This is a genomic window from bacterium (genome assembly GCA_030704665.1).
Taxonomy (GTDB): domain Bacteria; phylum Patescibacteriota; class Microgenomatia; order Woykebacterales; family RBG-16-39-9b; genus JAUYID01.
In genome coordinates, this window is the sequence record JAUYID010000009.1 from 513,017 (window position 1) to 526,548 (window position 13,532).

General features: G+C 45.0%; 17 protein-coding genes and 5 tRNA genes. 1 reads left to right on the forward strand and 21 read right to left on the reverse strand.

The genetic code is table 11. The annotated features are described in order from the left end of the window. Window positions 1-9: 9 nt before the first annotated feature. The 19 genes from Q8P13_02975 to Q8P13_03065 form a co-directional block, all read right to left on the reverse strand. Window positions 10-993, reverse strand: a complete 984-nt coding sequence (locus tag Q8P13_02975) for a phenylalanine--tRNA ligase subunit alpha (GenBank protein ID MDP2671405.1) — start codon at window positions 991-993, stop codon at window positions 10-12. A gap of 510 nt (window positions 994-1,503) precedes the next feature. Continuing rightward, a complete protein-coding gene (rplT, locus tag Q8P13_02980) occupies window positions 1,504-1,854 on the reverse strand; it encodes a 50S ribosomal protein L20 (protein MDP2671406.1) in 351 nt (116 codons plus the stop codon). Between the two features lie 6 nt (window positions 1,855-1,860). After that, window positions 1,861-2,061, reverse strand: a complete 201-nt coding sequence (gene rpmI, locus Q8P13_02985) for a 50S ribosomal protein L35 (protein MDP2671407.1) — start codon at window positions 2,059-2,061, stop codon at window positions 1,861-1,863. Between the two features lie 56 nt (window positions 2,062-2,117). After that, entirely contained in the window at window positions 2,118-2,633 is a 516-nt protein-coding gene (gene infC / locus Q8P13_02990; GenBank protein MDP2671408.1) for a translation initiation factor IF-3, read from the reverse strand. Next, window positions 2,626-3,228: an L-threonylcarbamoyladenylate synthase gene (locus tag Q8P13_02995; GenBank protein MDP2671409.1), complete on the reverse strand. Its 603-nt coding sequence runs from the start codon at window positions 3,226-3,228 to the stop codon at window positions 2,626-2,628. Before Q8P13_02995 ends, infC begins: the two co-directional genes overlap by 8 nt. Window position 3,229: 1 nt before the next feature. Next, window positions 3,230-4,987, reverse strand: coding sequence for a threonine--tRNA ligase (gene thrS / locus Q8P13_03000; GenBank protein ID MDP2671410.1), 1,758 nt, complete (start codon window positions 4,985-4,987; stop codon window positions 3,230-3,232). Further along, on the reverse strand, window positions 4,988-5,230 hold the full coding sequence (locus tag Q8P13_03005; GenBank protein MDP2671411.1) for a DUF5665 domain-containing protein: 243 nt from the start codon (window positions 5,228-5,230) through the stop codon (window positions 4,988-4,990). It abuts the gene before it with no gap. A gap of 7 nt (window positions 5,231-5,237) precedes the next feature. Beyond that, window positions 5,238-5,314, reverse strand: a tRNA-Val gene (locus tag Q8P13_03010). Next, window positions 5,315-5,953, reverse strand: coding sequence for an ATP-dependent Clp protease proteolytic subunit (locus Q8P13_03015; protein MDP2671412.1), 639 nt, complete (start codon window positions 5,951-5,953; stop codon window positions 5,315-5,317). Window positions 5,954-6,127: 174 nt separating this feature from the next. Next, window positions 6,128-6,298 (reverse strand): hypothetical protein, encoded by a 171-nt coding sequence (locus Q8P13_03020; GenBank protein ID MDP2671413.1) that lies wholly within the window; start codon window positions 6,296-6,298, stop codon window positions 6,128-6,130. Beyond that, window positions 6,298-6,510 (reverse strand): hypothetical protein, encoded by a 213-nt coding sequence (locus tag Q8P13_03025; GenBank protein ID MDP2671414.1) that lies wholly within the window; start codon window positions 6,508-6,510, stop codon window positions 6,298-6,300. The genes Q8P13_03020 and Q8P13_03025 overlap by 1 nt, the downstream gene beginning before the upstream one ends. A gap of 313 nt (window positions 6,511-6,823) precedes the next feature. Further along, a tRNA-Leu gene (locus Q8P13_03030) sits at window positions 6,824-6,900 on the reverse strand. A gap of 2 nt (window positions 6,901-6,902) precedes the next feature. Further along, a tRNA-Trp gene (locus Q8P13_03035) sits at window positions 6,903-6,977 on the reverse strand. Between the two features lie 316 nt (window positions 6,978-7,293). After that, a complete protein-coding gene (locus Q8P13_03040) occupies window positions 7,294-8,193 on the reverse strand; it encodes a DUF5668 domain-containing protein (GenBank protein MDP2671415.1) in 900 nt (299 codons plus the stop codon). Window positions 8,194-8,200: 7 nt separating this feature from the next. Beyond that, a tRNA-Leu gene (locus tag Q8P13_03045) sits at window positions 8,201-8,287 on the reverse strand. 73 nt (window positions 8,288-8,360) lie between these two features. Beyond that, window positions 8,361-9,104, reverse strand: a complete 744-nt coding sequence (locus Q8P13_03050; GenBank protein MDP2671416.1) for a glutamine amidotransferase — start codon at window positions 9,102-9,104, stop codon at window positions 8,361-8,363. Window positions 9,105-9,108: 4 nt separating this feature from the next. Further along, window positions 9,109-10,482: a MurT ligase domain-containing protein gene (locus Q8P13_03055; protein ID MDP2671417.1), complete on the reverse strand. Its 1,374-nt coding sequence runs from the start codon at window positions 10,480-10,482 to the stop codon at window positions 9,109-9,111. A gap of 34 nt (window positions 10,483-10,516) precedes the next feature. Further along, window positions 10,517-11,062, reverse strand: coding sequence for a hypothetical protein (locus Q8P13_03060; protein ID MDP2671418.1), 546 nt, complete (start codon window positions 11,060-11,062; stop codon window positions 10,517-10,519). Window positions 11,063-11,216: 154 nt separating this feature from the next. Beyond that, window positions 11,217-11,816, reverse strand: a complete 600-nt coding sequence (locus Q8P13_03065) for a hypothetical protein (GenBank protein ID MDP2671419.1) — start codon at window positions 11,814-11,816, stop codon at window positions 11,217-11,219. 113 nt (window positions 11,817-11,929) lie between these two features. Here Q8P13_03065 and Q8P13_03070 point away from each other — a divergent pair, with 113 nt between their 5' ends. Further along, the gene (locus tag Q8P13_03070; protein ID MDP2671420.1) at window positions 11,930-12,301 is read left to right on the forward strand and encodes a hypothetical protein; all 372 of its coding nucleotides are present in this window, start codon (window positions 11,930-11,932) and stop codon (window positions 12,299-12,301) included. 29 nt (window positions 12,302-12,330) lie between these two features. Here Q8P13_03070 and Q8P13_03075 read toward each other — a convergent pair. Further along, a tRNA-Gly gene (locus Q8P13_03075) sits at window positions 12,331-12,405 on the reverse strand. A 104-nt stretch (window positions 12,406-12,509) separates the two neighbouring features. Continuing rightward, window positions 12,510-13,532, reverse strand: coding sequence for a peptidoglycan bridge formation glycyltransferase FemA/FemB family protein (locus Q8P13_03080; protein MDP2671421.1), 1,023 nt, complete (start codon window positions 13,530-13,532; stop codon window positions 12,510-12,512).

A 13,532-nucleotide genomic window follows, 5' to 3' on the forward strand; every position in this document is an offset into this window, starting at 1 on the left:
GAATAAAAATCAAAATTGCTTTAAAAAGCGCAAATCACTACTATAAAACAAACGAATGTCCTCGATTCCGTATTTGAGCATGGCAATGCGTTCCGGACCCATTCCAAAGGCCCAGCCACGGTATTTCTTGGGATCATGGCCGGTATTTTTGATGACTTCGGGATGAACCATGCCTGCTCCTAATATCTCCAGCCATTTGTTTCCTTTGTAAAGAACCTCAACCTCAATCGAAGGCTCGGTGTAGGGAAAGTGATGGCCGTAAACGCGAATTTTGGTTTCTTCACCAAAAAGTCGGCGAGCAAAAAAATCCAACACCCCAATTAAATCAGTCATTTTGGCATTTTGGTCAACTAGTAGACCTTCTAATTGCAAAAAACCTGGTAAGTGAGTTGCATCAATTGCTTCCCGACGGTAAACCCGCCCGGGAAAGAGGACCCGAACCGGTGGCTTGTGCCTTTCTAAATAGCGGGCTTGCATTGATGAAGTGTGAGTTCGCAAAAGGTTTTTTCCAACGTAGTAGGTTTGTTGTGTGTCCCGAGCCGGATGGTCGGGGTGGAGACGCAGTTTTTGAAAATTGTACTCGTCAGTTTCTACCTCTGGTCCGTCAACCCAAGAGAAACCCAAGTATTTAAAAATTTCCTTAATTTCCTCAATTACCAACAAAGCGGGATGAGAATGCCCTGTTTTTGGCTTTTCTCCCGGCAGACTAGGGTCAAAAGTTGAGATAGGGGAAGTTTTGTTTTTTTGAACCTTTGCTGCGGGTGAAGACTCCTTTTGTAAAAGAGCCTCTTCTACTTCTTTTTTTAACTTGTTAAGATCAGGAACTAATTTTCTTTTTTCCGCCAGAGAAAGTTTGGGAATTTCTTTGAAAAGGTCAGTAAGCAAGCCTTGCTTGCGACCAAGAAATTTAACTCGTAGCTTCTCGATTTCTTCAACCGAATTGGCAAGCTCAAGTTCTGCGAAAAATTCCTTTTTTATTTTGTCCAGAGACATCATATTTTAGAATATCACAATCGTTTTCTAAACCACAAAAAAAGCCCTCAATCCATCGGGACGAGGACTCCTCGCTTCTACCACCCGATTTCCCCTCACCTCAATTGGTGGGGACACTTAGTACTCTGCTCCGCCTAAAAAGGACGGACGATTTACTTTGGGTCTTTGACGGGACCTTCCGTCGAAGCCTTGTCAACTTCGCGACTCGGGAGTGAACAGCGTCTTCTTGTTTATCCCCTTCCTCGTCTAAGCGGGACTCTCAGGAAACAAGAAATAGAACACCACTTCTCTTTCATTGTCTTTGGTTTTTTAAGTTGTTGAAAGCGATTCTACCTTGAGAAGAAAAAAGTGTCAAGAAAAGAAAATGGCCCCTTGATGGGAAGCTTACGCCTGCCCTACATAAGCTTCCCACCAAAAGGCCAAAATCAAATTGTGAACAGAGTATAGCATAAATAGGTCTTTTTGTCAAGACTATGGGGCTAAAAAATAACTATGCTATAGGGTTTGAAGTTATTTGCCTAAAACTTTTTCGACCACTTTTTTGAAAGTACTCGGATCGTTGGCAGCAATATTAGCCAAAGTTTTTCGGTCAAGCTCCACTTTGGCCTCTTTAAGAGCTTTTAAAAAGTTCGAGTAGTTGGTTTGTGTTTCAGTCAAGGCAGCGCTAATAGTGCTAATCCAACTAGTACGAAAATCGCGTCTTCTCAGTCTTCTTCCGGCGTAGGCGTACGCTCCAGCGTGCATCGAAGCTTCCTTGGCAACTCTAAAAAGTCTATTTTTTGCCCCACGATAACCTTTGGTCGATTTGAGGACCTTCTTGTGACTTAATTTTCGTGTTACTCCTCTTTTTACTCTAGCCATGATGATTTATTTTCCCAAAAGTCTGGTTATGCTGATTTTGTCTTTGCCAGTTACTTCAGCAGGCTCACCTTGACGGCGTAGTCTGGCACTGTTTTTCGAATCTTTAAGATGGGAAGAATAACCGTGCCTGCGCATCACTTTTCCGGTTGCAGTGAGATTGAAGCGTTTCTTCGCACCTTTTTTTGTTTTAACTTTGTTTGCCATCATTTATACCTATATTTTCAGCAAAGATTGCATTCTTTGCCTACTTTGTTTTTCATGATTTAATGCTTCTTTATCGGGTTAAATGACAAAACCAAATTTCTGCCAAAAAACTTCGGTGTGCCGTCTTTAATCCCAAAATCGACTAAACTTTCTTCTGATTTTTTCAAAACTTCGTGTCCAAACTCTGGGTGAGCCATTTCTCGACCAGAGAAACGAACATTCAACTTCACTCTGTCTCCGGCGGCCAAAAACTCTTTAGCGCGCTTTAGTCTTGTTTCCAGGTCGTGAGTGCTGATCAGAGGACCGAGCCAAACTTCCTTAGTGTCTGTCTCGTGGGTGTGTTTCCTTGCCTGGCGTTCTCTCTTGGCTTCCTCGTATTTAAATTTTTTAAAATCAATGATCTTGACGACAGGTGGTTTAGCGCTGGCGGCGACCTCGACCAAATCAAGACCCTGTTCCTGTGCCTGACGACGTGCCTCTTCGATACCGACCACTCCCAACTGCTTGCCAGCAGAGTCAAGAAGGCGCACCTCTTTGGCTTGAATATTGTTATTCAAGCGGTAATACCTACCCAAGGCCCTTCTCCTTTAGAACTAGATTAATTTGGTCTAAACTGATGCTACCCTGCCGAAGAAGACTCGGTTTTGGGTTTGACAAATCTAACACAGTTGAAGGTTTCTCACCCCAAGCATTTTCATTAACGACGTAGTCTACCATGCCTACAAGTTTACTGTCAACCTGAGCTACCCTCACCGGGGCGCTCTCCCCGGCTAAGTTGGCTGAAGGGGCTAGAATTGGTTCGTTTAGCCTTTGTAAAACGTTGAGCAAAAGTCCGTGAGAAGGGACTCTCAGACCGACTGTTTGGCTGAGACCCTGAATGGGTTTAGTGCTGTTTTTCTTGGCTCGGAGTACCAGAGTAAGCGGTCCAGGCCAAAATTTCTTGGCCAGAGCCTCTGAGCTTTGATCGAACTGCGCGTATTCTTGAGCTTGATGCAAATCTTTCACAACAATTGAAGTGGGTTTGTTTAGAGCTCGCCTTTTTATCGTATAAAGCCGTCTAATACCTTCGGGTGAACCGAGACGACAGCCAAGACCCAAAACTGTTTCGGTCGGAAAAATGACAAGACCACCACTTTTAAGTACTTCCAAAAACCGCTCGGCTTCGTCCATTTTATTTTCGTTCCGAAACTTCTTTTTGCAGTTGGGTGGCGGCTTCAGAAATTGTTAAAACTTTAAGTTCTTTGGAGCCTTTGCTGCGAACTGAAACAGTTTGTTGAGCCTGCTCCCGGTCTCCCAAGACAAAAAGATAAGGGATTTTTTGTAGCTCTGCTTCTCGGATTTTTGCTTGCATGGTTTCGTTCTTAGAGTTGACCTCGACTCGCAGGCTAGAGTCTTGGAGATGCCCTTTTACTTTTTCCGCGTACTCAAGATGCCTTTCGGCAATTGGAATTAGCTCAACTTGGATTGGAGCAAGCCAAAGAGGAAAGTCTCCACCGTAGTGCTCAATCAGAAAAGCCATGGTTCTTTCTAAAGCCCCAACTGAAGAGCGGTGAATGACAATCGGTTGCTGGGCTTTCCCTTTTTCGTCAATATACTCGAGATTGAAACGTCTAGGCATAACAAAATCGTACTGGACAGTGAAGGCAGTTTCTTCTTTACCTAAGACATTCTTTATCTGGACATCGATCTTCGGCCCATAAAAAGCAGCCTCGTTTTCAGCTTCAAAAAAAGGTGCTTTCGTTTCTTGTAAAACTTCGCGCAGTGTTTTTTCCGCTTTTTCCCAGGCTACATCGTCCTTGAAATATTTGCTCTCCTCCCCTCTATCTCCCAAGGAAAGGCGGTAGCGGTAGTCTTTGCCTTTCTCCAAACCTAAAGTAGAGTTCACAAAATCGATTAAGTCCAAAACCTTTTTAATCTCATTCTTAGCCCCCTCGGGAGCAACAAAAATATGGGCATCGGAAAGGGTAAAAGTTCTGACTCTCATCAAACCCGAAAGTTCCCCGCTCTTTTCGTAGCGAAATTGGGGAGAGATTTCGGCTAAGCGCAAAGGCAAGTCACGGTAGCTACGCAGCCCTGCTTTATAGAGCATGAAATGATGTGGACAGGTCATCGGTCGCAAAATCAACTCCTCTTCATCCACTTTCATGACTGGGTACATCGTTTCTTTGTAGTAGGGGTAGTGGCCGCTAGTTTTGTAGAGTTCAACTTTAGCCAAAGGTGGAGTCAGCACGTGTTCGTAGCCTCTTTTTATTTCTTCATCTACAATGAAGCGTTCGAGAACGCGACGCAGAGTTGCCCCCTTGCCCGTCAGCATTGGCAAACCCTTGCCAACCAGATCGGAATTAACAAACAGGCCGAGCTCCTTGCCAAGGAGCCGATGGTCTCGTTTTTTGGCCTCCTGGAGCCGAGTCAAGTAAGCTTTCAGTTCTTTATCATCTGTCCAGACGGTGCCGTAGACCCGTGTTAATTGTTTATTTTTTTCATTACCACGCCAATAGGCGCCGGCGAGTGAGGTGAGTTTAAAACTCCCTATTTGTTTGCTGTTTTCTAGGTGGGGACCCTCGCAGAGATCAATGAAGTTTCCCGTCTCATAAAAAGAAACTTTCTTCTCACCCTTGTCTTTGAGCTCCTTGGTCAGTTCGACTTTATAAGGTTGGGAAATTTTTTCGTTAAATTTAATAGCTTCAGTGACAGTTTTTTCAGCGCGAGTGAAATTTAAATTTCTTTTTTTAATGTCTAGCATTTTCTTTTCTATCTTTTCCAAATCAGACTCTGTAATAGCCTTTTCAAAGTCAAAATCATAGTAAAAACCGTCTTCAATTACCGGCCCAATACCAAGCTTGGTGTCTGGCCAAAGCTCGAGCACGGCTGCAGCCAAGAGGTGAGCAGTGGAATGACGCATCTTTTCTAGCTGGCTATAATTTTTCATTTATTTAAAGGGGGTAGAGGAAATAGAGTCAATTATATTGGAAATGTAACCGCCGATAATTGGAGCAGTATCGAGCTTACTAACAAAGAAAACGATGAGGGTGACGATTACGGTTGCCCCGAGGACACTACCAACTCCCCAGGCCAGTCCGGAAAGGAAACTATTGAACGCCATTTGAAATGGAGAGTACTGGATTTTGACGATGTCTTTTTCAGCTTCGATTTTGATCAAATTCTTTTCCATTTGTTTCTGGTGGACGATACTGGGCTCGAACCAGTGACCTCCGCAATGTCAATGCGACGCTCTAACCAACTGAGCTAATCGTCCCTAAGGTTTAATTCCGACTAGATCTTTCTCTGGATCAGCTTTTAAAGACTTAAAGGATTTCTTGGAATCAATTATTTGGTCGACAATTCCGTATTTTTTGGCTTCTGCGGCCCCCATGAAAAAGTCTCTTTCAGTATCAAACTCCACTTTTTCAAAGCTTTGTCCTGTTTCAGAAGCAAGTATATTGTTGAGTTTCTTCTTCATTTTCAAAATTTCTTCAGCGTGAATTTTAATATCGGTTGCTTGGCCTGAAATTTCCGTCAGAGGCTGGTGGATCATAATTCGTGAGTTTGGTAGCGCATAGCGCTTTCCTTTCGTTCCGCCTGCCATGACCACGGCTGCCCCGGAGGCAGCCATACCAACACAAACAGTTTGAATATCCGGACGGACAAATTTCATGGTGTCATAAATTGCCAAAGTTGAGTGGACATAGCCTCCTGGGGAATTTATATAAATTGAAATGTCCTTCTCGGAATTATCGTTTTCGAGATACAAAAGCTGGGCAATGATAATGTCAGCTGACTCATCAGTGATCGGCCCAGACATAAAAATAATCCTCTCTTCCAAGAGTCGGCTGTAAATATCATAAGCCCGCTCACCGGCCGGGTCTCTTTTTATAACCATCGGTACTAAATCCATAGAAACTCTTTCAGACGGTTACCGTTTGTGCTGCAGTTGATAACCGTAAGTGGGGGTATTCTAACAAATAAGTGAAGAGGTGTAAATTGAGAGGTCTAGGGGCTCGAGTTTAGCCGAAATATATCTCGAGCCCCAAAGTCTATCTCTAGCTGTCTTCCGTGGTTCGGCCCTTATCTACTGGGTGAGTTGAGTTCGCTGCAGCGCTCTTTCTTGCCCCCTACGTGCTTTTTCAAGTCCGGCACGGCGCTGCGTAGAGAGCTTCGGGTCCTTTAGCTTCTCCTTGATATCGGCGAGGTTAATCACCTGGGCAATGAGCTTGCTACCAGTACCTTCACCGAAGTCCATCAGAGCCCCCCTTCGATGGTGTGATCACCCATCAGCTCGTCGCGGAGTTCTCCGAAGACCTCCTCGATGAGCTTCTCACATTCGGGATGGGAGGCCTTCATGCTGACATAGCGCTCCCAGAGCAGCCTGATCGTTTGCTTGAAACGACCGAGTTCCTCCTTAATCTCCTCACGAGTGAGGTTTGAAGAAGTCTGCGTTGCTACCTCACTCATCAGCTCTACTCCTTCAATGCCTGACGGCTTGAGTTGAAAGCGTCATCCTCGTAGTCGCCACGAAGCTCGAGGGCAGCCTCAGCAGGATCACGCCGTGACAAGGGGTACTTCAGCTCTGGACCACAGATGTAGGTCGGCGTCCGCTCGCCCCTCGCCACTTCCCTCTTCTGCGTTGTTACGCTTGTTTGATCCACGTCTGCCTCCTTGCTGATCGCTAGCCGGTGCTTCCCCGGACAGAGTCTTGGCACAGTAGTGGTTGGACCATTCGGCCCCTTGAAACTTACTTACCTCAGACACTGTCGTGATTCAGTTTTGGCAGTCTAGAGAGGAGTCGAACCTCTGGCCTCCAGATCCTCAATCTGGCGCTCTGCCAATCTGAGCTACTAGACTACTGGCGACCGAGACAGGATTCGAACCTGCAACATAGCGATTTGGAGTCGCCTGTTCTACCGTTGAACTACTCGGCCTTTGGCTAAAATAGCCTAACTCTTTTCGCTAACCTCCTTTCCTGACTCTCCGCTTTCGTCTACTTGTTGATTAGTGCTGGTCCTCTCAAGCTTTAGACTTGAAATCCGGATACTTGGGAGAAACGGATTTGGACCACAAAAAAACCCCCTGACCGGGGGTTTACTTTCAAAGGATTTAGTCCTTTATACCCCCGAAGTCGTAAAACCCTTTACAAAAAGGGCTCTACAGGCGGTGGTAATTGGGCACATATACCTGTTCATTTCAAATAAACTATAGCAAGCAGGGGCCAGCCTGTCAAGTCGATTGGGATTTAAGTTAGTAAGTTCTTACAGAAATAGTTCCTGCTCCAACCTCAATGTCTATTTCAATTTTCTCCTTAGCGTTTTGAAAATTGCTACTTACATAGCTGCTACCCTGCTTTTGAAAGTAGTCTTTTGGCAAAGAAATATTTTTTGGTCCACCCTTGATAAGAATTTTGGTCGCACTATCTTTTGGAATTTCAAAATTCAGGCTTGAAGCACCGGTCCTAATCATTGTTTTACTCGACCTAGAAGAATATTTAATTCTTAAATTGACAGCAGCGGTTTGGATGTCAATTTTTTTGGCGAGCAAGTCTTCCAAATTTAGATCCAAATTGCTTGCTGCCGCCTTGACCAAAATTTCTAGGGGGACCAAAGGTGAAAGGTCTATTTTGGCTTCGTTGCGAATTGAGCCAAGAAAAGGAATCGAATTGCTGCTACCTTGGTTGATATTGAGATAAGTAGTGTTTTGGTCTTCGTTTCTCGCAACCGTGGGCGCAGATGCAGTTGAACTGTAGGTTAGCTGTCCGCCGGCCAGTTTGGCCGAATCAGTCGCCAAAGACGCGATTTTTAGATTGACTGCCGGCAAATCGATTGTGATTTTGGCTCGCACTGTAGTCGCCAGGTTTTGATTAAGTGTGAGTTTGCTCTTTGCCAAAGGGTTACCTCCAAAAGGGTTCAAAAAGAGAGCCAGGGGGAGGAGAAAAATCAAGGCAAAAAGAATAATTAAAGTCCGAAAGGAAACTTGCCTACCGATAAAAATCTCAACTCCAATGAGAATCAAAAGAACTGGCCAAAAACGCCAAAGTGAAAACCAAAGCGACCAGGGCAGGACGCCAAAATTGTTGAGCAAAAAGATTGCTCCCAGAAAAATCAGAATGAACGGTGCAAAGCTTGATTTGCTTCTGTTTTTCATAAATTTCTGGTGCGGGTGAAGGGACTTGAACCCCCACGACCTTTTGGGTCACAAGGTCCTAAACCTTGCGCGTCTGCCATTCCGCCACACCCGCCCGATTGTCATTTTTTTAGCCACTTTTCCAACCTTCTTATTGCGTGATGACGAAGCTGATTATACCAACAAAGTTAAAGTTTCGAAACTTGTTTTGTTCTTTGAAAGGCAGAGTCGTGGGTAGAAGTTTCAACAGAGTCGTCTAAAGGAGCAAGTTCAACCGAACCATAACGTCCTTGCAGGGCCCGTTCAAGCAAAAGATCGGCAAAACGAGGATTTTTGGGCAAAACTGGACCGTGCAAGTAGCAGCCAAAAGTATTATTTTTCCAGGCTCCTTCGAGGCGATCTTCCCCGTTGTTTCCCGAGCCAATTAGAACCTTTCCTAGAGGCTCGGTGCCCTTTTCCAAATAAGTTTTCCCGGAGTGGTTTTCAAAGCCAACCAGAGTGCCGTGCAAAAGTTTTGGGTTCACTTCAACTGCGATGTTGCCAATCATTCGCTTCTCCCCGGCCAAGGTAAAGGCGTCCAAAAATCCTAGCCCTTCAAGCTCAACTCCATCAGCGGTTCGATAAAATTTACTCAGAAGTTGATAACCACCACAAATGGAAAAAAAGACTTTCCTCTTCTCCAGATCAGAGCGTAGAAACCCTTCCTTGCTCTTTTTTAGGTCTTTGGAAACCTCAATTTGAGCTTGGTCCTGGCCGCCCCCAAAGAAATAAAGATCAACTTGATTTGGCTCTAGGTCATCCCCAAGATTAATTTCCTTGACTTTAGTTTTGATCTTGCGCCACTGGGACCTTTTTACCAAAGTCAGGATATTGCCTCTATCCCCGTAAGTACTCATTTGTTTTGGATAAAGCCAGCCGATCGTAAGTTCCATAAATTTATTCCTCCCAAAAATTGGGAGAATAGCCTTTCTTTGCCAAATAAGCTTTGATCTTTAACATCGAGGTGTAGGTAGGAAAAAGAAAAATTGTTTGCCCGCTTTCTGCCAGACTCAGGGTTTTCGCTAGGGCAGTTTCAAGAGAATCAATTCGCAAGCAGTTTTCAAGCTCAGCGTACTTGGCACGCAGTTCCATATCAGAAGCTCGGAGACCACTGACAACTAACTTTTGCAATTTGCCTTTGAGAGACTCAAAATCAACATCCCAAAGCCAGGAAACATCTCGCCCGTCAGCGATAAGATCGTTGATTGCCACCAAGGCAATTTTTTTCTCTGTGGTCTCGAAAACAGTGCGCAGTACTTCGTTGAAGCCGGTCGGGTTTTTTACGAGAGAAACAAAGATTTTTTTGCCTTCAACAGAGATTTTTTCGGTCCTGCCAAAGGCAGCTTGGAACTGCTTCAAAGTTTTTTTGACTAAAGCTAAATCTAAATTCAAGGCTCGCGCACAGGCTGCTGCGGCCAAAACATTGTAAAGATTGTAGAGCCCAGGCAAGGGAGAGTGCAGAGTTTCCCTAAAACCTTCACTCTCAAGCTCAAAAGCTGAGCCTGCAAGACCGTCGAGTTTGATTGAAGAGATTTTCAAATCCAGCTTGGGCCTTTTGAAACCGCAGTTTTTGCAAGAGTAAACTCCAAGGTGGGACAAATAAATTCTTTCGTAGGTAAGCTCGCCACCGCAATTAGTACAATTTAAATAGTCAGAGGCGTGTGGGGCTTTGCCCAAATCAATATTTTGATCTTCAACTCCATAGAAAAGCACTTTCGCTTTGGTTTGTGAAAGACTTGCTAGCGCTGGATCGTCAGCGTTTAAAACCAAAGTTGTTGAAGAATCAAGGTTTTTGACTGCTTTGATCCAAAGAGAACGGATCGTGTTGACCTCGCCATAGCGGTCAAGTTGATCCCGAAAAAGATTTCCCAAAACGATGACGCGGGGGTGAAGCTCCGAAACTACGAGGGGCAGAGCAGCCTCGTCGACCTCAAAAACAGCCGTACTAGCCTCTCTACGGCCCCAGAAGCTTTCTTCTCTGGCCAAACTGGTAGCAAGGCCACGGGCCAAGTTTGACCCCTCACGGTTGTCAATATGTTTGATTTTAGCTTCGTCGAGAATGGAGCTGATCAATCTTGAAGTGGTAGTTTTACCGTTGGTGCCGGAAATAAGGATAATGTCAGAGTAATTTTTAGCTAGTTTGCGCAGCGCTTGCGGCTCCAGTTTCAGAGCAGCGAGGCCGGGAGCGGCAGTGGCTCCGCTACCAATGGTGCGTAGAAAGCTGTGAAGTGCCTTGGCGGCAAGAATTGAACCAGCTAGTTTGAGATCCATACTTAGCCTATTCTAGCAGCTCTTGGATCCAGTTTTAATAGCCAAGGATGAGTTTTTGGTTGTAGACAACTCGCACTGCCCAAGTCGCACTCTCCGCGTAGCGTGAGCCAATACCGTAGGCAGTTACGGCTCCGTTTGTCTGATAGCGACTGCGAATACCCTGCGCCACCTGTTTTGAAGCGTCAACCCAGTTTTTGAAGCCCATTCTACCGTTGTTCCAACCGTAAGGGTTGTAGGATCCGGCCGGAATAAATTTTCCGTATTGAGATTCCAGCCCAGCAATAGCCGGCAAAAAGGTCCAATCTAGTTTGTATTTATCCGCAATGGCAACCAAAGCTTTCGCGTCTTTAGCCATGGGGGAAGCCTTGGAAAGTAAGAATTTTTTGAGTTTTTCGGCGCGATCGTCTTTCTTAGCCACGATAGAGACAGCCACTTCATTTTTATTTTGACCAAGGGGTTTGTAGGCGGGCGAAGTTGTAGTTTCTCGCCCTGCAGTCGGATTTAAAATTGTGGGACTGGCGATAAGCATAGAGACAGAGGCTATCACCATGGCAGCGGTCCGGAAAATAAAGCTCGTCATAATCCCCGAAACAAAGTTCGGGGCCAGAGCACAGAATGTGTTTCTTTAACTAGGGATAACCTAGAAAACAAAACACAAAAAAACTTCCGCACGATTGTTTGGAAGTGAGTCTAGTTTAACAAAAAGAAGCGGAAAAGTCAAGCTTGCTTGCCAACTATTGAACCATTTCCGCCATGGCAAAGCGCACCGCAAAGGCCCAAGAACCGTTGGAATTGGGTGTGTAACGTGTCATGATCGCCTCAGGTGTGGTCAAACCGTGGCTAATATACTTTTCTTTGATTCCTTTAGCGACAATTTCAATGGCATGACTCCAGCTCTCAAAACCTACTCCAGAGTTTTTTCCAGTGTAAACTGCCCAACCAAAGGCGTTGTAGGAGCCTTGCGGTATCTTTTTTCCTAGGTTTGACTCCTGAAAGGCAATCGCCGGTAGTAGTTTCCAGTCGATGCCGTATTTGTCAGCGGTAAAAACAAAATCTTTACCTGATCCATACATTGGCGAGTTGTGTTTCCTGAGAAAATTGTCGACGATGTAAGGTCGGGCATCATCAATTTTGAGCTCCGAAGCAACGACGACATTGCTTGCTCCTTCAGCTTGATAGGCATCAATTGAGGATTTGGGCAAATTGGCAGCTCCAAGTAAATTTGAAAAGGTTGGCTCTATCCTCAGAGAAAAAAACTGAACAAGTAGGTAGGCAGCCACAATTCCGGCAATCGCCCACACTATAGTGATAAAAACTATGCCTGCCTTGGACATCGTCAATAATACTAGTTGGGTGCTAAAGGAGTGTCAAGGCCACTTATCTATAAGGAAGTAGATCACTTTTTTTGTTGTATAATTTACGCGCGAGGTAGAATATGGAGGTGATCATGATGCGAACGGAAGAATTCGAGCATCTAGTTGCTACCCGGGTAAGTGTGCTTGAAACCCGCTCACTAGATAAGACAGTAATGGGTCTTACTTTTGGATTTCCCGACACAAAGGATTTCAGTAAAGTCCGAATCCTTGTCCGGGGCAGCGACAAAAGGCGAGTCCAAGTCGTGACCTTCGTCCATGAAATTGTCCATCTGCATCATGGGGACGAAGTAATAACCTTAATGGAACGTTTCGAGAAGGGTTTGATTGGCGATGCTGCAGAAGCAAAAATTGAGCGTGAGGGAAAGCGTTTTTACAAGGCGCATCGAAAGCTAGCCCGAGACACTTTTTTTACCTTGTTAAAACAGAGTCAACAACAGGCCTAATCTAGAAAGGAGAGGGATTAAGCCAAAACTGGAGCGCGAGACCAGATTCGAACTGGCGACCTCTTCCTTGGCAAGGAAGCATTCTACCGCTGAACTACTCGCGCAGACAAAGTTTGCGTGAGTAGGAAGCGGCAGGACCAGTCTTTAGACTAGCCTACCGCTGAACTACTCGCGCACGTAGGAGTATTTTAGCAGACGTAAGCAAAGATTAGCGACCACGAAATTTTTTAATCAAACTCAGGATGTGATCGGCCCTTCGCTGCAGCGTGTAACGAGGGGTTAAGGGCAAATCTTGTGCACGGAGGTATTCAACTCGACGCCCACCAAAGCCAGTCTTAAACAAAGTAAAACCGTACCAAGGGTGCCTCGGTTTAAACTCATTCTCAGCCGCTACTCCCCAAAAATTGTAGTACTTCATTCCTCGACGCTTAGCTTCTTTTATCGCCTCCCACTGCAACAAGTAACCAACCGAGCCCTCTCCCGGTCGGGAGGCGCCATGAAGATAGTAAGCCGCTTCTCCGTAGTAAGCCACGATGGACATTGCCTGAACATGTCCAGACTTGACTGATTTGAAAACAAGCATTTGGTCATCTTTGGCTAGTATTTCAAACTGTTTCTGGTAGTAATCCTTGGAATGGTTTGAAAAACCCTTGCGAAAAGAAGTTTGGTTGAGCAAACGAGCAAATTCTTCGACTTCCCCCGGATTTCGGCTGGCTTCCACTTTGACTCCTTTTTTTTCCTCATCTCGAATCAAATAGCGTGTCGTTTTGCGCATGCTGTAAAGCATTTCTTCTTCTGTTTTGTCCAGATCTAGAACCCAAACTGTTTCAGCTTGAATGAAGTTGATAGCGCGCTTAAAACCAAAGGTACGAAACAATTTTTCGTTTTCTTTTCCTGCCAAAAGATTTGGTTCCAATTTGACAAAATCAACTTTTTCTTCACGCCCCAATTCTGAAGCTTTTTTAACAAAAGCTTTGAAAACTTCTTTTTTTTGCCAATCTATGACCGGGCCGCGGGGTGAATAGAGGGCAGTCGCAAAGCGGAGTTTTTCTTTAATCAACAAACAAATTCCAACCAACTCCTTCTGAGAGTAAATTCCCAAACGAAAAACTTCTTTGCCCAGGGCTTGATTAAAATCCCCCCAATCCCAGCTCTGCAGAAAGCTATTGGGGTCTTGGTAAAGTAGAAAATTTTTCCAGTCTTGTCTGCTTTCAACCAGCTTTACTTCCAT